The sequence below is a fragment of the Labrenzia sp. OB1 genome (assembly GCF_001624695.1).
Taxonomy (GTDB): domain Bacteria; phylum Pseudomonadota; class Alphaproteobacteria; order Rhizobiales; family Stappiaceae; genus Roseibium.
Genome location: NZ_JSEP01000003.1, coordinates 112,807 through 135,816 on the forward strand (window position 1 = coordinate 112,807; position 23,010 = coordinate 135,816).

Annotated in this window: 18 protein-coding genes; 12 read left to right on the forward strand and 6 right to left on the reverse strand. The window is 60.8% G+C overall.

The window, feature by feature from the left end; translation table 11 throughout:
- Positions 1-18 precede the first annotated feature (18 nt).
- From phnG to OA90_RS05055, 10 genes are all read left to right on the forward strand, one after another.
- Positions 19-516, forward strand: coding sequence for a phosphonate C-P lyase system protein PhnG (phnG, locus tag OA90_RS05010; RefSeq protein ID WP_082836880.1), 498 nt, complete (start codon positions 19-21; stop codon positions 514-516).
- The gene (gene phnH / locus OA90_RS05015) at positions 516-1,166 is read left to right on the forward strand and encodes a phosphonate C-P lyase system protein PhnH (protein WP_068408153.1); all 651 of its coding nucleotides are present in this window, start codon (positions 516-518) and stop codon (positions 1,164-1,166) included. Before phnG ends, phnH begins: the two co-directional genes overlap by 1 nt.
- Before the next feature lie 4 nt (positions 1,167-1,170).
- The gene (locus OA90_RS05020) at positions 1,171-2,292 is read left to right on the forward strand and encodes a carbon-phosphorus lyase complex subunit PhnI (RefSeq protein ID WP_068408155.1); all 1,122 of its coding nucleotides are present in this window, start codon (positions 1,171-1,173) and stop codon (positions 2,290-2,292) included.
- Positions 2,289-3,230 carry an alpha-D-ribose 1-methylphosphonate 5-phosphate C-P-lyase PhnJ gene (locus tag OA90_RS05025; RefSeq protein WP_068408157.1) on the forward strand — a complete coding sequence of 314 codons (942 nt, stop codon included), beginning with the start codon at positions 2,289-2,291 and terminating at the stop codon, positions 3,228-3,230. Before OA90_RS05020 ends, OA90_RS05025 begins: the two co-directional genes overlap by 4 nt.
- Complete coding sequence (gene phnK, locus OA90_RS05030; protein WP_068408159.1) at positions 3,227-4,015, forward strand: phosphonate C-P lyase system protein PhnK; 789 nt, start codon at positions 3,227-3,229, stop codon at positions 4,013-4,015. The genes OA90_RS05025 and phnK overlap by 4 nt, the downstream gene beginning before the upstream one ends.
- Before the next feature lie 12 nt (positions 4,016-4,027).
- Entirely contained in the window at positions 4,028-4,732 is a 705-nt protein-coding gene (gene phnL / locus OA90_RS05035; protein WP_068408160.1) for a phosphonate C-P lyase system protein PhnL, read from the forward strand.
- Between the two features lie 127 nt (positions 4,733-4,859).
- Positions 4,860-5,609: a DUF1045 domain-containing protein gene (locus OA90_RS05040; RefSeq protein ID WP_068408722.1), complete on the forward strand. Its 750-nt coding sequence runs from the start codon at positions 4,860-4,862 to the stop codon at positions 5,607-5,609.
- Positions 5,606-6,751 (forward strand): alpha-D-ribose 1-methylphosphonate 5-triphosphate diphosphatase, encoded by a 1,146-nt coding sequence (locus tag OA90_RS05045; protein WP_068408162.1) that lies wholly within the window; start codon positions 5,606-5,608, stop codon positions 6,749-6,751. Before OA90_RS05040 ends, OA90_RS05045 begins: the two co-directional genes overlap by 4 nt.
- Positions 6,744-7,322 (forward strand): phosphonate metabolism protein/1,5-bisphosphokinase (PRPP-forming) PhnN, encoded by a 579-nt coding sequence (gene phnN, locus OA90_RS05050; RefSeq protein ID WP_244274544.1) that lies wholly within the window; start codon positions 6,744-6,746, stop codon positions 7,320-7,322. Before OA90_RS05045 ends, phnN begins: the two co-directional genes overlap by 8 nt.
- Before the next feature lie 257 nt (positions 7,323-7,579).
- Positions 7,580-8,407, forward strand: a complete 828-nt coding sequence (locus OA90_RS05055) for a PIG-L family deacetylase (protein ID WP_199823617.1) — start codon at positions 7,580-7,582, stop codon at positions 8,405-8,407.
- Positions 8,408-8,522: 115 nt separating this feature from the next.
- On the opposite strand, the gene OA90_RS05060 is transcribed toward OA90_RS05055, so the two are convergent.
- From OA90_RS05060 to OA90_RS05080, 5 genes are all read right to left on the reverse strand, one after another.
- Positions 8,523-11,411: an AsmA family protein gene (locus OA90_RS05060; protein WP_068408168.1), complete on the reverse strand. Its 2,889-nt coding sequence runs from the start codon at positions 11,409-11,411 to the stop codon at positions 8,523-8,525.
- Positions 11,412-11,522: 111 nt separating this feature from the next.
- Positions 11,523-12,674, reverse strand: coding sequence for a DUF1513 domain-containing protein (locus OA90_RS05065; protein WP_068408170.1), 1,152 nt, complete (start codon positions 12,672-12,674; stop codon positions 11,523-11,525).
- 15 nt (positions 12,675-12,689) lie between these two features.
- On the reverse strand, positions 12,690-13,763 hold the full coding sequence (locus tag OA90_RS05070) for an imelysin family protein (protein ID WP_068408723.1): 1,074 nt from the start codon (positions 13,761-13,763) through the stop codon (positions 12,690-12,692).
- Positions 13,763-15,286 (reverse strand): di-heme oxidoredictase family protein, encoded by a 1,524-nt coding sequence (locus OA90_RS05075; protein ID WP_068408172.1) that lies wholly within the window; start codon positions 15,284-15,286, stop codon positions 13,763-13,765. Before OA90_RS05075 ends, OA90_RS05070 begins: the two co-directional genes overlap by 1 nt.
- An 87-nt stretch (positions 15,287-15,373) precedes the next feature.
- Entirely contained in the window at positions 15,374-16,636 is a 1,263-nt protein-coding gene (locus tag OA90_RS05080) for an imelysin family protein (RefSeq protein ID WP_068408174.1), read from the reverse strand.
- Between the two features lie 410 nt (positions 16,637-17,046).
- Between OA90_RS05080 and OA90_RS05085 the strand changes: the two genes are divergently transcribed.
- Both OA90_RS05085 and OA90_RS05090 read left to right on the forward strand, forming a co-directional pair.
- Complete coding sequence (locus OA90_RS05085) at positions 17,047-17,523, forward strand: TerB family tellurite resistance protein (protein ID WP_068408725.1); 477 nt, start codon at positions 17,047-17,049, stop codon at positions 17,521-17,523.
- Between the two features lie 94 nt (positions 17,524-17,617).
- A complete protein-coding gene (locus tag OA90_RS05090; RefSeq protein ID WP_068408176.1) occupies positions 17,618-18,373 on the forward strand; it encodes a glutamine amidotransferase in 756 nt (251 codons plus the stop codon).
- Positions 18,374-18,833: 460 nt separating this feature from the next.
- On the opposite strand, the gene pyc is transcribed toward OA90_RS05090, so the two are convergent.
- A complete protein-coding gene (gene pyc / locus OA90_RS05095) occupies positions 18,834-22,277 on the reverse strand; it encodes a pyruvate carboxylase (protein ID WP_068408178.1) in 3,444 nt (1,147 codons plus the stop codon).
- Positions 22,278-23,010: the final 733 nt, after the last annotated feature.

A 23,010-nucleotide genomic window follows, 5' to 3' on the forward strand; every position in this document is an offset into this window, starting at 1 on the left:
CTTCAGAAGGCACGCTTCATGAGCGAAACCACAGTCGAAGACCGGACCGGAAAGATCCCTGACGTATCCCCGAAGAACTCCTCCGGCGACCGTAAGAAGATCATGGCCACACTGGCCGCCGCCACGCCGGAAGCCGTTTCCGGAAAATATGAAAACCTCGCCCTGCCTTCCTTCGATCTCGTACGCCAGCCGGAAACCGGGCTGGTGATGGTGCGCGGCCGCATGGGCGGCACCGGCAGCCCGTTCAATCTGGGTGAGGTCACCGTGACACGCTGCGTCGTGCGTCTGGAAACGGGCGAGACCGGCAGCGCCTACAGCCTGGGCCGCAGCAAGAAGAAGGCGCTGCATTCGGCGGTGATCGACGCCCTCTGGCAGCGCCCGGAAACGCGCGCGCTGATCGAAAAGGACATCATCGCCCCGCTTGCCGCCGCGCAGCAAACCGCCAAAGAGACGGTCCGGCAGGAAACAGCAGCAACGAAGGTGGACTTCTTCACCATGGTGCGGGGAGACAACTGATGACCGCAACACAGGAAACGCAAACCTCGCAGGCGATGACGCCGCTTGCCGCCGGGTTTCATGACCCGGTCCACGATGCCCAGGCCTGTTTCCGGGCCGTGATGAACGCCATGGCCCGTCCGGGCACCCGGCAGTCGCTGGACATTGCCGGCCTCACCCCTCCCGCACCACTGACGTCCGTCGCGGCAGCACTTGCACTGACACTCCTCGACTACGACACGCCCGTCTGGCTCGACAAGCCGCTGATGGCATCCGAGGCGGTCAAGGCCTTCCTGCGTTTTCATACCGGAGCGCCGATCGTCAACGAACCCGTGGAGGCCGCCTTCGCGCTGGTCGCCAATCCGGGACAGATGATCCCCCTGGCGAGTTTCAACCAGGGCTCGGCCGAATATCCAGACCGCTCGGCAACTGTCATCCTGCTGGGTCAGGGTTTTGGCGCAGCGCGGACGGCAACGCCTGCGGTGACGCTCACTGGGCCCGGCATTCAGGACAGCACGGCGTTTCCGGTCGGCCCGGTTCCACCGGTGTTCTGGGAGCAGGTTGCTGCCAACAGCCGGCAGTTCCCGCGTGGCATCGACCTGATATTTGCCGGCGCCGCGGAGATTGCCGCGCTCCCCCGGTCCACCCGCATCCTGCCGACGGAGGTCTGACGCCATGTATGTTGCCGTCAAGGGTGGAGAAAAGGCCATCCGCAACGCCCACAAGCTTACGGCGAAGCGCCGCAGGGGCGATACCTCCGTTCCCGCGCTGACGCTGGAACAGATCGCGCAGCAGCTGGCGCATTCGGTCGCACGGGTGATGGGCGAAGGCTCGCTCTACGACGAAACGCTGGCCGCGCTGGCGATCAAGCAGGCGCGCGGCGACCTTATCGAGGCCGCCTTCTTGATGCGCGCCTACCGCACCACCCTGCCGCGCTTCGGCTACAGCACGCCGGTCGACACCGGCACCATGCTGGTCGAGCGCCGGATCTCCGCCACCTACAAGGATCTGCCCGGTGGTCAGGTTCTGGGCCCGACTTTCGACTACAGCCACCGTCTGCTGGACTTTGCCCTTGCGGCGGAAGATGACGGCGCGGAGCAGCCTGTCGAGATGACGGATAACGACGATCAGGCCATGCCGCGCGTCACCGACTTGCTGGGCGACGAAGGTCTGATGGAACCGGATCCCGTTTCCGACGGCGGCACGCCTGTCGGCGACCTGACCCGCGAGCCGCTGTCCTTTCCTGCCGACCGGGACCTGAGGCTCCAGAACCTTGCCCGTGGCGACGAGGGCTTCCTGCTGGCGCTCGCCTATTCCACCCAGCGCGGTTATGGCCGCACGCATCCCTTTGCCGGTGAGATCCGTTATGGCGAAGTCGAGGTTGAATTCTTCGCCGAGGAACTCGGGTTCGCCGTCACACTTGGCGCCATCAAAGTCACCGAGTGCCAAATGGTCAACCAGTTCGCTGGCTCCGCCCAGGCCGCGCCGACTTTCACACGTGGATACGGGCTTGTCTTCGGTCAGGCGGAGCGCAAGGCAATGTCGATGTCAATGGTCGACCGGTCGATGCGCTGGCAGGAGTTGGGCGAGGAGCCGGTCGCCCCGGCACAGGACGTCGAATTTGTTCTGTCCCACTCCGACAACATCCAGGCGACCGGCTTCGTCGAACACCTGAAACTGCCCCACTACGTTGATTTTCAGGCCGAACTCGACCTCGTGCACCGCATGCGTACCGAATGGTTCGAAAAGCGCGAGCAGCAGGAACAGGGCGGAGCCGCCCAGGAGGCCGCACAATGACCGATACGGCACGAATTCCCGAAAGCCTCCACGAGCAGGGCGAATACAATTTCGCCTATCTGGACGAACAGACCAAGCGCATGATCCGCCGCGCGATCCTGAAAGGCATTGCCATTCCCGGCTATCAGGTACCCTTCGCCTCCCGCGAGATGCCGATGCCCTATGGCTGGGGCACCGGCGGTGTACAGGTGACGGCGGCCATCCTTGGCAGAAGCGACTGCCTGAAGATGATTGACCAGGGGTCGGACGACACCACCAACGCTGTCTCCCTGCGCGGCTTTTTCGAAAAAACCGCCGGGGTCAGAACGACTTGCGAGACTGCGGAAGCGAGCATCATCCAGACCCGCCACCGCATTCCCGAAAAAGACCTGCGCGAGGACCAGATCCTTGTATTCCAGGTACCGATCCCCGAACCTCTGCGCTTTCTGGAACCGCGCGAGACCGAGACCCGCAAGATGCATGCGCTGGAGGACTACGGCCTCATGCATGTGAAGCTCTACGAGGACATCGCCAAAAACGGCCATATCGCCACGACCTACGCCTATCCGGTCAAGGTCAACGACCGCTATGTGATGGACCCTTCGCCAACGCCGAAATTCGACAACCCGAAGATCGACCGCATGGCCGCGCTGCAACTCTATGGCGCGGGCCGGGAAAAACGCATCTACGCCATCCCGCCCTATACAAAGGTCAAGAGCCTCGATTTCGAGGATTATCCCTTCGAGATCCAGAAATTCGACAAGCCCTGCGGCCTGTGCGGCGCGGAAAACGTCTATCTCGACGAGGTCATCCTCGATGACAAGGGCGGGCGCATGTTCGTCTGCTCGGACAGCGACTACTGCGAGGAACGCCGCGCGGACGGTCATCTCGGTCCGATGGCGGCGGATCCGGCAGCCGCCCGGGTTGGCAACACAAGAACCGGGGAGACAATCCGATGAACCTGTTCCATGCAGAAGACCCGCTGCTGCAGGTCCACAACGTCACCCGTTACTACGGCGATCGCATCGGCTGTTCGGAGGTCTCCTTTGACCTCTGGCCGGGCGAGGTTCTGGCGATTGTCGGGGAAAGCGGCTCCGGCAAGACAACTTTGCTCAACTGTCTCTCCACCCGTCTCGCACCGACGGCCGGCGCTATCGAATACCGCATGCGCGATGGCGCCATGCGCAATCTTTATCAGCTCACCGAAGCAGAGCGCCGCCTGCTGATGCGCACGGACTGGGGCTTCGTGCACCAGAATGCCGCCGACGGCCTGCGCATGAGTGTCTCCGCCGGAGCAAATGTCGGCGAGCGTCTGATGGCGGTCGGCGCCCGCCACTACGGCAACATCCGGTCCACCGCAGACGATTGGCTGGGCCGGGTCGAAATCGACAGCGAGCGGATCGACGACGATCCGCGCTCCTTTTCCGGCGGCATGCGCCAGCGGTTGCAGATCGCCCGCAACCTCGTCACGCAACCAAGGCTGGTCTTCATGGACGAACCCACCGGCGGGCTCGATGTTTCCGTGCAGGCGCGCCTGCTGGATCTGCTGCGCCGCCTGGTAGCCGACCTCGGTCTCTCCGTGGTGATCGTCACCCACGATCTTGCCGTCGCCCGGCTGCTGTCGCACCGGATCATGGTGATGCGCCACGGCAATGTCATCGAAACCGGGCTGACCGATCAGGTGCTGGACGATCCGCGCGAGCCCTACACCCAGCTTCTCGTCTCTTCCATTCTCCAGGTGTAAAGGAGGCTCCAGATGCCAGTCCGTCTCTACCTCAACAATGTCGGCAAGGCCTTCACCATGCATCTGCAGGGCGGCACCGTCATTCCCGTGGTCGAAAACGTGGAATTTTCCGTCAACGCCGGCGAATGCGTCGTGCTTGGCGGCCCCTCCGGTGCGGGCAAGAGCTCGATCCTGAAGATGATCTACGGCAATTATCGCTGCGACGACGGCCAGATCCTTGTCACCGTCGGCGACGAGATCATCAACGTGGCAGGCGCCGAACCGCGCAAAATTCTCGGCCTGCGTGACAGCACCATTGGCTATGTCAGCCAGTTCCTGCGCACCATCCCGCGCGTTTCCGCCGAGGACGTGGTCGCCGAGCCATTGATCGCGCAGGGTGCCGGGGAGGCGGAAGGCCGGGACACCGCCCGCGCCCTGCTTTCACGGCTCAACGTTCCGGAACGCCTGTGGACCCTGCCGCCCGCGACCTTTTCCGGCGGCGAACAGCAGCGGGTCAACATCGCCCGCGGCTTCATCGCCCATTATCCGATCCTGCTTCTGGACGAGCCGACCGCTTCGCTTGACGCCGCCAACCGGGCAGTGGTCGTCCGGCTGGTAGAGGAAAAGAAGGTCAAAGGCGTCGCCATGGTCGGCATCCTGCACGATCAGGATGTGCGCGACCAGATTGCCGACCGGATCGTGGACGTCGCCAGATTCGGCTCCGAGGCTGCCGCCTGAGAAAATCAGGCACGTGGATGAAAGGGAATACCAGGAAAGCCTTGCGGGCAGATCAAAACTGTCACAGAAAAGTCACCGCCCCTCTTTAGGTCTTGACCTTCTCCAACATGAGTTCGTGATTCCGGACATGCGCTACGCAATCTATTTCGCCGCGGAGGCAGACGACCGCCTGATGCAGCTCGGCAATACCTGGCTCGGCCGCGATCCGTTTACAGGTGGAGGTCTCTCTCAGCCGGAGATCGCCGGCCTGGCGGCTGACAAGCTTCGCGAACTCACCGCCAGCCCGCGCCGTTACGGCTTCCACGGTACGCTGAAGGCGCCGTTCTTTCTCCGCGAGGGGAAAAACGAAGCGGCTCTGCTGGAAACTTGCGCCGAGTTTGCGAACCGGATCGCGCCGTTCGAAATCAAGGGGCTCGACGTCAACCGGCTTGGCAAGTTCCTGGCCCTGACGCCGAATGACACCGAACCGGGCCTGCGGGCCTTTGCCGCCCAGTGCCTGCGCGCCTTCGAACCGTTCCGTGCTCCGTTGAGCCCCGCCGATCTGGAGCGGCGGCGCAAGAGTGATCTTACCCGAAGGCAGGACGCCTATCTGACCGACTGGGGCTATCCCTATATTTTCGACGAATTCCGCTTTCACATGACGCTTTCCAACAAGCTCGAAAACGAAGCGGAAGCGGACACACTGGCACAGGCGGCGCAATCCTATTTTGCCGAGGTTACCGGCCGGCCGCGCACCTGCCGGACGTTCGCGCTTTATATGGAGCGGGAAGCCGGTGGCCCGTTTCAGGTGCTGAACGTCTTTACGCTGACCGGCAACATCACGCCCCAGGCGGCGGAAGACCAGACAGGCGAACCGACCCGCAAGGAGAACGTATGAGCACACATCCGAAAGTCTTCAGGAACGCCAGGCTGATTCTGGCGGATGAGGTCATCGACGGGTCTCTCTCGCTCGACGGCAATGGATTGATCGAAGCGATAGGGGCTCCGACGGCGGCAGACGGGCACGATTGTGACGGCGATTACCTGCTGCCGGGGCTGGTTGAACTGCACACCGATCACCTGGAATCTCACTACGCGCCGCGTCCCAAGGTTCGCTGGAACGCTATTTCCGCCGTACAGGCCCATGACGCGCAGATCGCCTGCGCAGGCATCACGACGGTATTCGACGCCCTCAGGGTCGGCATGGATGAGGATGCGGACCTGCGCTATCCGGACATGCGCATTCTCGCAGATGCCATCGAGACCGGCCAGCAGGAACACCGCCTCAGGGCCTATCACTTCATTCATCTGCGCTGCGAGGTTTCCGCGCCCGACGTTCTGGAAGCCTTCGAGGTTTTCAAGGACGATAACAGCATCCGGCTGATTTCGCTGATGGATCACACCCCCGGACAACGGCAATTCGTTTCGCTGGACGCCTACAAGATCTACTATCAGGGCAAGAAAGGCTTTTCCGACGCAGAAATGGAAGAGTTCATCCGCCTCCGCAAGGAACGCGCCAGCGGACTGGCGCCGGAGAACCGCAAACAGCTGTCCGCGATCGCGCGTGAGCGCGGCATCACCATCGCCAGCCACGACGACGCCACCTGCGACCATGTCGACGAGGCGATCGGTCTGAACACAAGAATTGCTGAATTCCCGACAACAGTAGAGGCCGCCAGGGCCTCGCACAAAGCCGGCATGGCCGTGCTGATGGGAGCCCCGAACGTGGTACGTGGCGGCTCCCACTCCGGCAATGTTTCCGCCAAGGAACTGGCGGAAGCCGGCTGCCTCGACGTTCTGTCTTCCGATTATGTCCCGGTGTCGCTGGTGCAGGCGGCTTTCCAACTCGCCGATGAAGTCGAGGCGATTTCCCTTCCGAAGGCTGTCGCGATGGTCACCTCGACCCCGGCAAAGGCCATTGGCCTGAACGACCGCGGCGTGCTGCAGCCCGGGCTGAGGGCGGATCTCATTCAGGTGAAGCTGGCCGGTGACGTCCCCATCGTGCGCGGCGTCTGGCGCGAGGGACGGCGCGTTGCCTGACGCCGCCGTCAAACTCGGACCAGGCCGCATGGTCCTGGTCGTCGGCCCGAGTGGAGCTGGCAAGGATACGCTGATGGCAGCGCTGAAGGACCGGCTTCGTGGCCGCAGTGACGTGCAATTCGCCCGCAGGGCGATCACCCGGCAGGCGGATACCGATGCCGAGGACCACGACACGCTGGATCGGGACGGTTTCGAGCATCTGGTCGCAGCCGGCGAGATGGCGCTCGCCTGGGAAGCCCATGGTCTCGGTTACGTCATTCCGAAGGCCTGTGACGAGATCGTCCGTTCGGGTGGCACCGTCATTGCCAATGGCTCGCGCCAGGTCCTGAAGCAGGCCGAACAGAAATACGAAAACGCCGTCGTGCTTCTGATCACCGCGCCGGTCGAAATCCTCGCCGACCGCCTCGCCGCCCGCGGCCGCGAAACCAGGGCGGAGATCCGCGCGCGGCTGGAACGAGCGGACCTGGAACCGGAAAACGTCGCCAATCTCATCCGTATCGAGAACACCGGCACAATCGAAGACGCCGTGGAGAAGATGATGGCTGCATTGGAAGTCCCTACGTCCCACTGAACGCTGCCCGAAGGCTCCGCCGCCTTGGAACACTTCCGCCTGATTTCGACCGGAACTTTACCGTTCCGCCATATTGGAACCTGACCGCAACCCGGGGCAAGCTCCGGAACGACTTGCGATCAATATCGTTAAAAGTGACGATGTTTTCCGCAGACTGAACCAACAATTAAGAAAATTGGGTTTCATTTCGTCCAGCCGCACTGAAAACGAGCAACTAGACACGTTCAAAATTCACTATGGAGGAGCTCATTTTGGGGATGAAGCTGGAAAGTTTCAAATCAGCCGTCATCGTCATGGCCCATCCCGACGACGAAGTCCTGTGGGCGAGCTCCATCTTGTCTACTGCCCGAAAAGTCATTCTATGTTATGGTGAAGCTCCCAATGATGCCCGGACCACCGAAGGGCGACGAACCGTCTTTGACGAGTTCCCGTTGAGCACTGCCTTCAATCTGAACATAGCCGAATCCCATTGTTACGACTCCACTCACTGGCGCGAGCCGGTGGAGACCAGCTACGGCGTGCGTTGTGGCCGCAACAAGAACAGTTACAAGAAGAACTTCCACCTGCTTGTCAAAGCTCTCGAAGCCCATATCAAGGACGGAGACCTGGTCGTCACCCACAATCCCTGGGGCGAATATGGGCACGAGGAACATATTCAAGTTTTCCGGGCAGTCGCGCATATCGGCGAGCGACGCAACATAAGGATATTCGTATCCAGTTATGTCAGCGATCGTGTGCTCTATTTCATGGAAAGAAACACGCCACGGCTCGCCGCCGCGTCCGACTTGCTGCCGACAGACAAGGCACTCGGCGAAAAGCTGATGCGCCATTACCAAGCTCACAACTGCTGGACCTGGGAAGACGGATACAAGTGGCCGGATTACGAATGCTTCTACGAGATCGTGAACCCGTGGGCAGCCCTGCGATCCGACAAACTGACCATGTCTTCCATGCCGGTCAACGTGATCTGGCTGGATGAACAGACACCGACATATACCAATGCCCTCCGCTCTACAAAAAAACGGCTCATCTCCGGAGTCCGAAGCCTGCTACAACGGACCGGAAGCAAGAGCTTTCCACCTTAAATTGAAGCCTCCTTCTTGATGGAGGCCTCTCCCAGCCTGCAAGATCACGGACTCTCTTGCACCGGGTTGTGACTGACATGGCAGGGAGTTGACGTGGCCGTGCCTTGCAAGAGTGTCAATTCTTCGTTTTCTTGTTCCCGAACACATTGCCGAGCAGACCGGCAGGCAGACCGAAGCCTTCCTCCACGGCCTTGAGAACTTCCTCGTCGTTGACGTCGCCTTCGATAACCTTCTGGACATCGATCTGGGTGCGCCCGCCGGTTGCTTTCTGGATCGCCTTGTTGGCCGTATCGACCAGCGCCTCGGAGGGAGCTTTCTTGCCCTGAAGGATCGAAATCAGTTCGCCGCCGGATTTCTGCAACTGTTTGTAGGCCGCTTCGGGATCTTCCAGAATGCCATTGATATCCGGATAGATGCGCGGATCGTTCCAGGATCCCTCGATCACGATCGGCACACCCAGTCCGGCAAGCTTCTTGTCCTCACCCTTGCGACGCGGCTGCGGCGCCTGGCCCTCGAGTGTCGGTACGATTTTCGGCTCTACCCGCCAGGCAAGCGTCTGCTTCGGCATGTCGGTCGTGCCCTTGCCGCTCATGCGCACCAGCGGGCCGACCAGCGAAAGATCGTTTGTCGTGGCGATACCGTTCTTGATCTGGAACGTCGCTCCAAGAGAGCTGAAATCGGTTTTCGCGGACGAAGCCTCCTGCCAGCCGAGCAGCGTGTCGAGGGAGAGACCCCTCACCATTTGCGGAATGTTGATACCGCGGATCGCACCGTCGGCGAACTGGTAGCTTGCCGTGCCGTTCAACCCCTGGACAAGCGCCTGTTCGCTTCCCCCTCTGGAGGTCACGTCCAGGCTGATCGCCGCCTTGCCCTCGATCCAGTCAAAATCAACCGCGTCGCGCAGCAGGGGATAGGCATTCAGCTTGGCGAGCGAAACCTTGGCGGCTATTTGCGGCGTTTCCGATGCGCCGTTCAGCGTTACCGTTCCGCTTCCCGAGCCGCCATAAAGCGAGAGATTTTCCAGATTGGCGGTCAGGACCCCGTTCTTGATCGTGGTCGTCAGCGCGCTCTCGTCAATCTTGATCTTGTTCCAGCGGATTTCGCGGGTCGTAAGCTTGAAATCGGCATCCACCGCCTGCAGGCCGGAAAAATCGATCTGCGCTGAACTCCAGCCGGACGCGCCTGCCTTTTTGCCGCCGTTGCCACTGCTCTTGCCGTTGCCGGACGATCCGGATGCACTGCCCCCCGATCCGGACGGTCCGCTCAGATAAGGGTCGAGCACCAGTTCGCGCAGCGCGAGGCGCGCCGAAACGCTCGGCTTGCCGCCCAGCCGGACCTCGCCGTTTGCCTCGCCGGAGGTCGCGTCCAGGGTAAACCGGGTTTCCTCGAATGTCAGCGTGTCTCCCTGCATGCCGAAAATGCCGGAAGCCTTGAAGGTTTTCAGTCCGTTCCCCGCCCCGATAGGCTGACCCATCCAGGCCATCAGCCCGCGCAGATCCGCGGTTTCCAGGTTCACGGCGCCGTCAAGCGCACCCGACGTCGTGGCATTGCCATCAAATCCGGCACTCACCCGGTTCCCCTTCACGGTCACCGACACCGGCGCGGCATTTCCGGCAAGCAACCTGGCCGTATCCGCCCGTCCGGTCAGGCTGAACGCTTCACCGCGCCAGGACAGGGCACCACTGAGGGCAATCGGCTTTTCAAGCCCCTGAAGTTCCACATCCATGGCGAGATTTGTCAGTCTGTCCGCTTCGGGGTCGCCGCCCATGGCGGACGCCAGCCCGAGACCGCCGATCTCGCCCTCGGCGATCGAGACAGAGCCATTGAGGTCAAGACCCGCAATCAGTTCCTCACCGGTCATGCCGACCGTTTCAAACACCAGGTCCGCGCTCAACTTTCCGCTGGCAGGCCTATCCTGTCCCGCGAGCAGCATAAGGTCCGAAATGGACCCGTCTTTCAGGACAAGCCTGCCGGAGACTTCCGGTACCAGGCCGGAAAGATCCGCATCCGCGGCGCCGCCCAGGGACAGCTGTCCCAGCACCAGATGCAGGTCGGCGACCGAAACAGCCGCTTCACTGCCGTTTATCTTCGCGTCCAGTTGATAGGCGCCCGGATCGGTGGCGATCTCCTGGCCCGCCAATGCGGCAAGCGCCTTCAGCGAAGGTCCGCCGCCTTCAAGCGCAAGCTCCGCCCGCAGCGGATCCAGACCGGCCTCGCCCGCAACCTTCACCGTGTTCTCTCCGGAGGAGACAGTCAGGGAAACCGGCCTTTGTTCACCCGCACTCAAACCGAGTGGATCGGTCAAGGTGCCGGTGACGTCAAGCGGCATGTCCTTGAATGTGAAAACTGCGGCAAGTTCCACGTCACCACCAAGGTCCGGAGCCTGCAACTCCAGATCCAGATTGCTTATCCTGAGCGGCTGTGCGCTGGATTGATCCTTGTAGGTCAGCGTTCCACCGGTAATTGTCAGGCTGTCGATGCCAATGCTCTTCAGATAGCCTGCCGGTGAGGTTTCGGACGGGCCGTCTTCGGCAGCAGGCGTATTCTGTGCGGCGTTCTCCACGACACGAGGCGCGGCGGTGTCCTCGCCGGACGCGGCCGTTGAACTTTCCAGATTCCGGCGCGGCTCCCAGCTCGTGGCGCCGTCCGGACCGATTTCCAGATAGATGTCGGGCTTGTCCAGCGCGATACCTGTCACCTGAACATTGCCCGAGATCAACCCGGCCCAGGCCAATCCAAATGCGACACGTTCGGCCTTCGCGAATTCAATCCCGTCCGCTCCTGCTTCGCCGGAAAGGCCTATATTTTCCGCAGAGAGCGTAAATCCCGGGAACAGGGACAGGGAGACAGGCCCGTCGAGACGGACACGCCACCCGAGACGTTTGTCGACTTCCTCGACAACCTGACGCTTGATTTCGTCCTTGGGCAGGAACAGTGGAACCACCAGAATGATGGTCACAAGCATGAACACCAGACTGCCCAGTCCGATCAAAAGCCGCCGCATTTCAACGTCTCCCATTCGCGAATCGGCCCCAATGTAGACCAATCGGACCATAAAGATGCCCGTTGAATTTGACAAAAGCAGGAAAAGTGCGGGTTTGAGGCCGCATAAATGTTACGCAGCGTCGATTTTTGCCAGATTAAACAGATGATTGTCCCAGGAGATCCCCGGCGGCCGGGCAAGGACTTCCGCCGGATCGGCCGGATCTGTCACCAGGGAAAGCGCGCCGTTACCGTCCGAAACCAGAAAGCTGCCCCGATCGATCCGGGCAATGCCGCAACCGTCCGGAATCGAACGGGTGCCGAGATACGCGCCGGAGGAAGCACTCCAGAACAGCGTCTGCCCGCCACGTGGTGCCGAGGTCGCGATTACCTCACCGCCGGCATTGGCCGCAACAGAGCCGATATAGTTCTGCAGTCCGGAAGCGACAGGGTCCGGAATGACTGTAAGGTCCGGCGCAGCATCCTGCGAAAAAATCCCGATCAGCGGTGGTACGTCGTCAGGCGACCCTTCGAACTGGCCGCCAACCCAGACTCGGCCTTCGGCATCCAGCGCCATGTGGCGAAGCGAAAGCTGGTGCAGGTCCTTTTCCAGCCCATGCTGGGCGAGAATATCCCCGGTGTGGCTGTCCATGAACACGACGGACGGCGCCATCGTTTCCAGATTGAGTTTTTCGCGGCCCTTGTCCGGATGGGTTTCAATTCCGCCGTTGGCAACGATCAGCGTTCGGCTATCCGGTCCGAGAAGAATGTCATGCGGCCCGATACCGTTGGTTTCGAACTCGCCGATGCGCCGGGTCGCGCCGCCGCTCATATCATAGATGCCGACGACACCGCGTGCGGCGGCAAAATCATTCTCCACCGCATAAAGCAACCGGCCGTCCGCCGAAAAACATCCATGACCATAAAAGTGCCGGCCGGGATCGGAGGTGATCAGCTCCGGCTGGGCATCCTCGAAAGGCCTTACGACGACAGCGAAGGTTCCCGGCCGTCTTGCGAAGGCAACGAAGCGGGAGCCATCCCGCGCGACCGCGATGCCGTGCCCCCTGCCCGGCAGGGAAATCTGTGCGAGCATCTGGCCAAGCTCGTCCACGATGCCGACGCCATATTCACCGCCGGCTTTCCGGTAGGCGCTGGCGAACAGCGGCGCGCCGTCAGCGGACGCCCGGTTCAGCGGGCTTGCCGCAAGCGTGGACCCGGAAAAGACCGGCGCCGCCGCCAGGCTGCCCAGGGCGGCAAGAAACCCTCTCCTGGAAACGATTTTCATCTTTGAGCCCGCACGCTAGTCACCGTCCAGGGAGTTGAAACCGCCGGCCAATTCCAGGGCGCCGGCAAGTTCCAGCGCCATGGTGTCGCGAAGGGATTTCACCGTGATGGCCAGCACCGATACCCGCGAATAACTGTCATCACCCGTGAAGGTCTGCCGCAACGGCGGGTTCAGTTCGCTCAACAGCTTCTGAGCGTTGTCGAATTCGAATCCAAGTGCATTGAAGATCCATTGAAAATCCGACGGTGTCAGTTCTTCCAGACCGAGGCTGGCAACAGCTTCCTGAATACCCAGCAATTCACCTGAAAGATAAACAACAGAATTGCCGGAACGGGAAAACGGCAGGCGGTTCGCTTTGGCCTTGGCTGCGGAGGTCCCAAGCGCCGGAAGAAGATCCTGGTCGCGGACAATGATCAGACCGGTGACCAGCGCATTGAAAACATCTTCCATCGCTTCCTTTGGCGTCCTGAAACGGTCGTTCTCAGGTCCACCCGACAACAACAGTGCCCGGTATCCGTCAGGGTCCGACCAGGTCATCTCAAGATCGGCCGCAATCGCCACGAGGTTCCGGGCAATCGCCAACGCATAACCGCACGTGTAATCCTTTTCGGCACCGGGCCTGCCGAGAACCACTTCACTGTCCCTGTCGAATGCGATCAGCTGCAGTGCGGGAAGTCCCTGAACCGCGACGCTCTTGTCCTTCAGGCTTTCCGCAGACCCGACGCCCGGATCTTCTTGTGCATAGATCTTGCGGATCTGACGCTGAACGATGCCGCGCGGGTCGGGAAGAAAGGCCAGCCGGCTGAGCCGGTCTTCTTCGAGAAGCGGACCGAACCTCAGAAACTGAATTCTGGCGAAGGCCTGAAGGCTACCAGCATAAGCTGACCGGAACGCCTCCGTCGCCTCGGGGCCGTTGTCCGCGCAAATGTCTCTCACCGCATCGGGCAGTGTCTCCACCGATGCCGCGAATTCCGCCATCGCCGGCTGGATGTAGTTCGAAACCAGCCGTTCAAGCGGCGGGTTGAAATCCGCGGCCGGAGCCGGTGTGGCGGAAAACACGGCAACAGCCAGAAAAACCCAAAGACGCATCACAAGGACTCCAGAAAACTGATCAGAGACTGACGATCTCCGGGACTTAAAGCAATGACGCTGTCGCGTGCCTGCGTCGCTTCGCCGCCATGCCACAAGACCGCTTCAAGAAGATTGCGCGCGCGCCCGTCATGCAGAAACCGCGTGTGATCATTGACGGTCCGGGTCAGGCCGATCCCCCACAGCGGCGGTGTGCGCCATTCCCGGCCGTCCGCATCGCCCACGGGCCGCCCGTCGGCCAGACCCTCGCCCATGTCATGCAGCAACAGGTCGGTATAGGGCCAGATCAGTTGAAACCTGTGAGCCGGGTTTTCCGCATCGCGGCTGGTCACATATTTCGGTTGATGGCAGGAAGCACAGCCCGCCTCATGAAAGATCTGCTTCCCCCTGAGAACATCCGGATCATCGACGTCCCGCCGCATGGGCACTGCCAGGTTTTCGGAATAGAACGTCACCAGATCCATCACCGGATCAGGGGATTCCGTCGCACCGAGCCGGGCCTGTTCGCCATGCGGAAGTGCGCGGCAGGCTGTCTGCGCCGCTGTGCAGTCGCCGTAGTTGTCTGGAAATTCCGGCGTACTCAGGCCTATGTCACCTGAAAAGGCCGCGGCGGATTGCGCACGGATCGTCGGCTTGGAGGCTTTCCAGCCGAAGCGGCCCAGAGTGAGTTCACCGGTTTCCGGGTCGAGCACATGGCTTATCCTGCCTGAGATCCCGTTCCCGTCGAGATCCTGCGGATCGGCAAGCTCTTCCAGATCGCCCGGATGGATCGCCTGCAGCAGACCGAGACCGATCATCGGTGGCGCGACGCGCGGCGAAATCATCGTGTCCGGATGCATCTCACCGTAGCCGAGATCCCGGATCCTGTAGACCGGCTTTTGAAGAATGGCGGTATCGCCGCCATTCATCGGCACCTCGATATGCTCATGCTCGATATCGAACCGCCCTTCCGCCTGAAGTCCGGGGACCGCGAACGTCTGGAACTGGCCGCCATAGGTGGGTTCGGGAACCTTCAGGATCTCTCCGGCAGCGAGCATCCGGCGTTGCTCTTCCGTCTGCGGCGGAACCGAAAGGCGCAGGAAAAGCGAAACGGCTTCATCTCCGGGCCGCGGTGGACGGCCGCGCCCGTCCTTCAGATGGCATCCCTGGCAGGACCGGGCATTGAACAGCGGCCCGAGACCGTCGGAAGCCTGCGTCGAGGAAGGCGACGATGCCCAGAATTTCTTGAAAAGACCGTTTCCGACCTTGAACGTCTGTTCTTCTTCGAAGGTGAGATTGGCGTTTGACTGGGAATAGGCGTCCCGCCCGGGCCGCCGGGTAGAGGTTCCGGCCCCGCCCTGCATGGGTTCGAACCGTTCCGGCCGGTCGAATTCAGTTGGCGGCCGAAGCACTTCAACCACCTTGGCGCGGTCCGCCGCCGTCAGGTCTGTTCGATGCACCAGGGGCTCTTCCGCCGACAGGGGTCCTGCCGAAAAACAAACAAGCACCGCAGCAGCGGCACCCAGTATCGGGAGTAATCCCATTTTTGCATCCTGATTTTCTTCCGCGGCTCCCTTACCCGCGAAAGTGTCGGGTCAGGCGGTTACTTTCACCGCCCGACCCTTGATTTCCTACTGGAACACGGCAGTCGGGTTGTCCAGGCTGTCGGAGCCTTCGAAGGCAATTTCATCCAGCTCGAGCACTTTTACCACACGCTCGATAGACGCCGTCTGATCGACCAGGGCATCGACGGCTGCCTGAACGACGGCGTTGCCCTCGTCATTGCCTTCGCCGATCATCTGGTCATAGGCTTCACCGGCTTCGGCGCGGGCCTTCATGACTTCGAATGCGGCCAGCGTGGCATCCAGCTTTGCCTGCATTTCTTCCGCGAGGGCCGGATCCTTCTCGGCCACCAGATCCGCCAGCGAAGCGCCGGAGACATCATTGCCGAGCGGGCTCTTGTATTCGCCGAAATAGACGTTCCGGATGCCGACCACATCATTGTAGTGCGACATATGCGTGTTGTCGGAGAAGCAATCATGCTCTTCTTCCGGGTCGTGCAGCATCAGGCCGAGCTTGATACGCTCACCGGCCAGTTCTCCGTAGGAAAGGGAGCCCATGCCGGTCAGGATCGTTGCCAGACCGCCGTCTTCACCCTTGCCTGCGAGGTCCTCACGGGCAGCACCATCAGGAGCCCAGGCAGAAACCATTTCTTCCAGATCGGAAATCAGCAGGTCGGTCGCGGCCTGAAGATACTGGACGCGGCGCTCGCAGTTTCCGCCGGTGCAGTTGGCCGGATCGAAATCTGTTGCCGGACGGCTGCCCGCACCCGCATCGGTGCCGTTAAGGTCCTGGCCCCACAGCAGGAACTCGATGGCGTGGTAGCCGGTCGCGACATTCGATTCCACTTCGCCGGCTTCCTGGAGGCTTTCGGCGAGCAGATCCGGCGTGATGACGGCGGCATCGATCGTCTCACCGCCCACTTTCAGGCTCGGATTGGCAATGACATTCGCCGTGTAAAACACGTTCTCCTCGGAATCTTCGCCATAGGAGGTATCGACATAATCGATCAGGCCTTCGTCCAGCGGCCAGGCATTCACCTTTCCTTCCCAGTCATCCACGATTGCGTTGCCGAAGCGGTAGGCTTCGGTCTGCTGGTAGGGATTGCGGGCTTCGATCCAGGCAGCGCGGGCGGCCGTCAGATTGGCTTCGGTCGGCTCGGCAACCAGAGTATCGATCGCGGCTTTGAGCGTTTTGGCGCTTTCCAGGGAATCTTCGTATTTCGCCTGCGCAATGTCGCCGTAGGTCGACAGCACCTCCGCCGGGCCTGCGGCCAATACCGGGGTGACGAAGAGAGAGGTGGCAGCCAGAAGGCCAAGTTTGAAAGAATTCATTTTTCCATCCTGATTTAAATGCCGCCTGCGACAGTAAATGCCAGTCCACAGCCGAAAACTGAATGATTTCGATGCGTCATTCGCACCTTACAGGGATCGGTGAAAACACTTTATGAGGTTTGAAGTCAAGTTAAAAATCTTCAAAAAATCAATAGTTTAGAACGATTCAAAAAAGCTGAATTTGAATTACCGAATTCAATTCCCATGTCATTCATATAAAGTCATCATCAACTCTTTGATGCTAAAGAAACTTTGTTATGGCTATCTGTCTCAGCCAGCTTTGTTATGGAACTTGAGCAGAGCGGAAGAGTTGATTGAACCTGGAAGGGCGGGAGCATCTTCGCTGGGTTTGAATGAAAGCGGGATACTTCAGGTTGCCGGGCGCGCAGCCGGGAAAAAGGGACAAAAAAATGCTGGATTCGCTGAAAAGCTTTGTTCGCGAACTGACTTTTGGCGACAGTGGGGAAAAGACCTTCGCCGAGGATGACAAACGTCTGGCGGCGGCTGCCTTGTTGTTTCACCTGGTCGATATCGACGGCGTGATCGAAGAGAGCGAGAGCCAGAAGCTCCGTCAGATCCTGCAGCAGCATTATGAGCTGACGGACAAGGAAACCACTGAGCTCATCGACATCGCCAGACAGCGCGACGAGGAAGCCGTGGACCTCTACGGCTTCACGTCCATCCTGAAGCGGACCACGGACGAAGCCGAGCGCCTCGCCATTGTCGAGATGATGTGGGAAATCGTCTACGCGGACGGTCAGGTTCATGAATTCGAGGACAACACCATCTGGCGGGTGGCCGAACTGCTCGGCGTCTCAACGCGGGACCGGATGAACCTTCGTCACAAGGTTGCCAAGACAGCTCCGGAACTGAACGAGCTCGACTGACGCCGGAACCGTAAAACGTCCGTGGCGATCCTTTGCACAGTTTGCACAGACAACGGGACTCGATTTTCCCGCGCGCCTGCAGCATATTAGAGCGATGCATTTCCAGACTGATCACACGGGGGCACGGCCCAGGATACTGGTTGTTCTCCACCAGGAACATTCCTCACCGGGCCGCGTCGGCCGCGAACTCCTGAATCGCGGCTTTTCCCTCGACATCCGCAAACCGCGCTTCGGCGACGTGCTTCCGGACACCATGGACGGACACGCGGGTGCCGTCATTTTCGGCGGCCCGATGAGCGCCAACGATCCCGATGCCTTCGTTCAAAAGGAAATCGACTGGATCAGGATTCCGCTCAAGGAGCAAAAACCGTTTCTCGGCATATGTCTGGGAGCGCAAATGATGGTCAGGCATCTTGGTGGCGCGGTTGCCGGGCATGACGATGCCCTGGTTGAAATCGGCTATTATCCGCTGCAGCCGACCACGGCAGGCAAGGCGCTTATGGACTGGCCCAAGAAGGTCTATCAGTGGCACCGGGAGGGCTTCGACCTGCCCCGGGGCGCGGACCTGCTTGCCGGAGGTCCAACCTATCCCAATCAGGCGATCCGCGTCGGCCCCTGCGCCTACGGTATCCAGTTCCATCCGGAACTGACCCATCAGATGATGGTCCGCTGGACGACCAAGGGTGCGCCGCGCATGGAACTTCCCGGTGCCCAGAAACGCCGCGATCATTTCGCCGGCCGCTTTGTCTATGACCCCGCCGTCCGCCAATGGCTCGACCGGTTTCTGGATCTGTGGATCGGCACCGCGGAAGCCCCCGCGCAGCACGGCCTGCTGAAAGCAGCGGAATAGGCGCAAGCAGGATCGCGCAGTATAATGCCACGCTTGAGTGGCCTCACTCTGCTGACCAACTCCGGCGTTATCAACTCTGTTGAGTGAACCAGGAAGCCAAGTCCCCCTCGGCGGTCACCCCGGCCAAGCGCAGCGCTGAGCCGGAGCCCACTCGTTCGCAGGGGCTTTGTTGTGTATCTCCAAGGCCGCTTCACACACAGTCCCCGGGACAAACAATACGGCGCGCAGGCCCGAAGCAGGTAGCGGCCACCGATGAACAATCGCCATTGCTTCAGCAAGCAGCACCGCGAGTGGGCCCCGGGTCTCCGCTTCGCTGCGCCCGGGGTGCCCCCCCGCTGCAAGGGAGCGTAACCCAATCGCCAGCGAACAATCCCGGATCTGGCCATGCAGCTATCGCTGCAGGCCGTCCGGAATAACGGCGCTGAGAGTTTTTCGACGGTCATAGTCCGGCCTGTTGGCGTCAGGCCTCGAAGACCACCAGAAGATCCTTGGCGTCGATCTGGGAGCCCGGCGAGACCAGAACCTCCTTGACCTTGCCGTCGCGTTCCGCGTGCAGCGCGGTTTCCATCTTCATGGCTTCGATGGAGACCAGTACGTCACCGGCCTTCACGTCCTGCCCTGCGGCAATCGCAACGGTGGAAATCACGCCCGGCATCGGCGCGCCGACATGGGCGGCATTGCCGTCTTCCGCCTTGGGCATGGCTGCCGCGCCGGTCGCGCCATGTACCCGGTCCGGCACCTTGACACTGCGCGGCTGGCCGTTGAGTTCGAAAAAGACCTTCTTCTCACCCTTTTCGTCCGTTTCGCCGATGGCCTGGCAGCGCAAAACCAGGGTCTTGCCGGGTTCCAGATCGACAAATATCTCCTGGCCCTGCTCAAGGCCGTAGAAATAGACCGGCGTCGGCAGAACAGACGTCGGGCCGTATTGCTGCTGCGCCTTGTCGAAATCCGTGAACACCTTCGGATACATCAGATAGGACGCCAGTTCCGTGTCGCTGATCTCGCGCCCGGTCTTTTCCGCCGCCTCCTTGCGTTCCGCGTCCAGATCGGCCTCCTTCAGCAGCGAACCGGGCCGCACCGTGATCGGCTTTTCGCCTTTCAGGACCTTCTTCTGCAGGTCCTGCGGCCAGCCGCCGGGAGATTGCCCGAGATCGCCATGCAGCATCTGGACGACACTGTCGGGAAAGGCGACATCCTTGGACGGATCCTCGACCTCGGCCACGCTCAAACCCTGGCTGACCATCATCAGTGCCATGTCGCCGACCACCTTGGACGAAGGCGTCACCTTGACGATATCCCCGAACATCATGTTGACGTCCGCATAGGCCTGAGCAACCTCATGCCAGCGGGTTTCCAGACCAAGCGAGCGCGCCTGTTCCTTGAGATTGGTGAACTGGCCACCTGGCATTTCGTGCAGATAGACTTCGGAGGCGCCGAAACGCAGATCGCTCTCGAAAGCCCTGTACTGGGTGCGCACGGCCTCCCAGTAAAAGGAAATCTGGCGGATCGCCCTGGCATCGAGGCCGGTGTCCCGCTCGCCGCCGCGCAAGGCTTCGACGATGGAGCCGAGACAAGGCTGGGATGTGAGACCGGAGAGCGCGTCCATCGCCGCATCGACCGCATCCGCCCCCGCGTCGACGGCCGCCAGCACGGTTGCCGCGGCGATGCCGGAGGTATCGTGGGTGTGGAAGTGGATCGGCAGATCGACTTCTTCCTTCAGCGTCCGGATCAGGATCTTCGCCGCTTCCGGCTTCATGAGGCCGGCCATGTCCTTCAGTCCGAGAATATGGGCGCCGGCGGCTTCCAGTTCCTTTGCGAGCCCGACATAGTATTTCAGGTCGTATTTCGGCCGGGCACTGTCCATGAGGTCGCCGGTGTAGCACAGCACGCCTTCGCACAGTTTGCCTGCTTCCTGGACCGCATCCATAGACACGCGCATGTTCTCCACCCAGTTCAGGCAGTCGAAGACACGGAAGAGATCGATGCCGTTTTCAGCCACCTGGGCAACGAAGAACCGGACCACATTGTCCGGATAATTGGTATACCCGACCCCGTTGGAGCCGCGCAGCAACATCTGAAGCAGGATGTTCGGAGCTTTCTCACGAATCTTGTGCAGGCGCTCCCACGGACTTTCTGTCAGGAAGCGCATGGCCACGTCGAAGGTCGCGCCGCCCCAGCATTCCAGTGAGAACAGCGTCGGCAGACCCGCGGAATAAGCTTGCGCGACATTGACGATGTCATGGCTGCGCATGCGTGTGGCGAGCAACGACTGATGCGCGTCGCGCATGGTCGTATCGGTGATCAAGGCCCTGCTTTGACCCTTCATCCAATCGCCAAAGCCTTTCGGCCCCAGCTCATCGAGCAGTTGCCGCGTGCCTGACGGTCTGGCATCGCCGAAATCGGGCACCACCGGAGCCGCAACATCCTGCGGTGGCCGGGCCCGGTTCTTGGTTTCCGGATGACCGTTGACCGAGACGTCGGCGATATAGGTCAGCAGCTTGGTGGCCCGGTCCTGGCGCCTGGTCTGCTGAAACAGCGCCGGCGTGTCATCGATGAAACGGGTCGTATAATTGTTGGCCTTGAAATCCGGGTGGCCGATGATGTTTTCCAGAAACACCAGGTTGGTCGCCACACCGCGAATACGGAACTCGCGCAGCGCGCGGTCCATGCGCTTGCGGGCGTCCTCCGCGGTCGGCGCCCAGGCGGTGATCTTTTCCAGGAGCGGGTCGTAAAAACGCGTGATCACCGCGCCGGAATAGGCAGTGCCCCCGTCCAGACGGATGCCGAAGCCGGTCGCACCGCGATAGGCGGTGATGCGGCCATAGTCGGGAATGAAATTCTGGTCCGGATCCTCGGTGGTGATACGGCACTGCAGGGCATTTCCGTTAAGGTGGATATTCTCCTGCTCCGGCACACCGCTTTCCGGCGTGCCGATTCTCGATCCTTCGGCGATCTTGATCTGCGCCTGGACGATGTCGATACCCGTGACTTCCTCGGTCACCGTATGCTCCACCTGAACGCGCGGATTGACTTCAATGAAATAGACCGAGCCGGTATCGGCATCCATCAGGAACTCGACCGTTCCCGCGCCGCGATAATTCACGGCCCGGCCGATCTTCAGACCGTATGCGCACAGTTCTGCGCGTTTTTCCGCGTCGAGATATGGCGCGGGCGCACGTTCGACCACTTTCTGGTGGCGGCGTTGAATGGAACAATCCCGCTCGAACAGGTGGACAAGCCCGCCCTGGCCGTCCCCCAGGATCTGCACTTCCACATGCCGCGCGCGTTGCACCAGTTTTTCCAGGTAGATCTCGTCCTTGCCGAAAGCCGCCATGGCTTCGCGCTTGGCCGCCAGAACTTCCTTTTCCAGCGTCGCTTCGTCCGGGATCACGCGCATGCCGCGTCCGCCACCGCCCCAGGACGCCTTCAGCATCACCGGATAGCCGACCCCTGCGGCAAGCCGCTTGATCTCGTTCATGTCGTCAGGCAGCGGATCGGTCGCCGGCATCACCGGCACTCCGGCCTCGATCGCCAGATTGCGCGCCGCAACCTTGTTGCCGAGCCGGCGCATGGTTTCGGACCTCGGCCCGATGAAGATAATGCCGGCCTCTTCGCAGGCATCGACGAATTCCGGGCTTTCCGACAGGAGACCATATCCCGGGTGGATCGCATCGGCGCCGGAAAGCTTGGCCACACGGATGATCTCGTCGATGGACAGATAGGCTTCGATCGGACCGAGACCCTTGCCGACCTGATAGGCTTCGTCCGACTTGAACCGGTGAAGCGCCAGTTTGTCCTGTTCGGCGTAGATCGCCACGGTCTTCAGACCGAGCTCGTTGGCGGCCCTGAAAACCCGGATCGCGATTTCGGACCTGTTTGCAACGAGAATTTTAGCTATCGCCAAACGCCCTCTCCCTGAATTTATCTAAAAACAATGCCTGTATCGGCAAGATTACTACTTTGGACGGATGCAATTGAAAAGAGGCGCGCAACATGACGCGACCTGAACCGCCCGATCCGGCCCACACCCTGTTTTTGCACCTGCTCCGCCAACTCCCGGAAAGCGTTAGACTATTTTGCCGAAGTTCCCGCAGCAACTGAGCTTTCGATAAATTTGCGGTGCAACATAAAAAGACATGCAGATGCCGGCACTTCCTCCGAAAGGCCGGCCGCATCTGGAGAACGGTTCATTTCAGCACAGATATCTGACCCCGCCCGCTCGGGAGACCGTCACGCAAGGCCGGCGGGAGTGATCCCCTGCGCATGGAGGGCCGGCACCCTACCAGATATTGTGAGAACAGAACCAAAACACCCTTGAATCAGCGATTCGTCCGGCTTTCGTTCCCCCTGTGTCCGGATGTTAACGCCGAAGCCAACCTCACCGGTCGGCCGGTTATCATGAAATTAAGACTTGACAGGGCTCTGGAGCAAATCACCGCAAAGCCGCGACCCAGCCTCAAATCCTTGACCTGATTCACGATTTCGTGGCGTATTACGCTTCACAGACCACATCTCGTAGGGAACAAATCCTGAATCTCGCGGAGTCGCCGATTCGGTTACGGTTTGTTCCAGAGTCGTTCTCCACAGATTATTCCACCCCGGAGAATCCCCTCCCGTCTCCGAAAAGAAAGGGGACA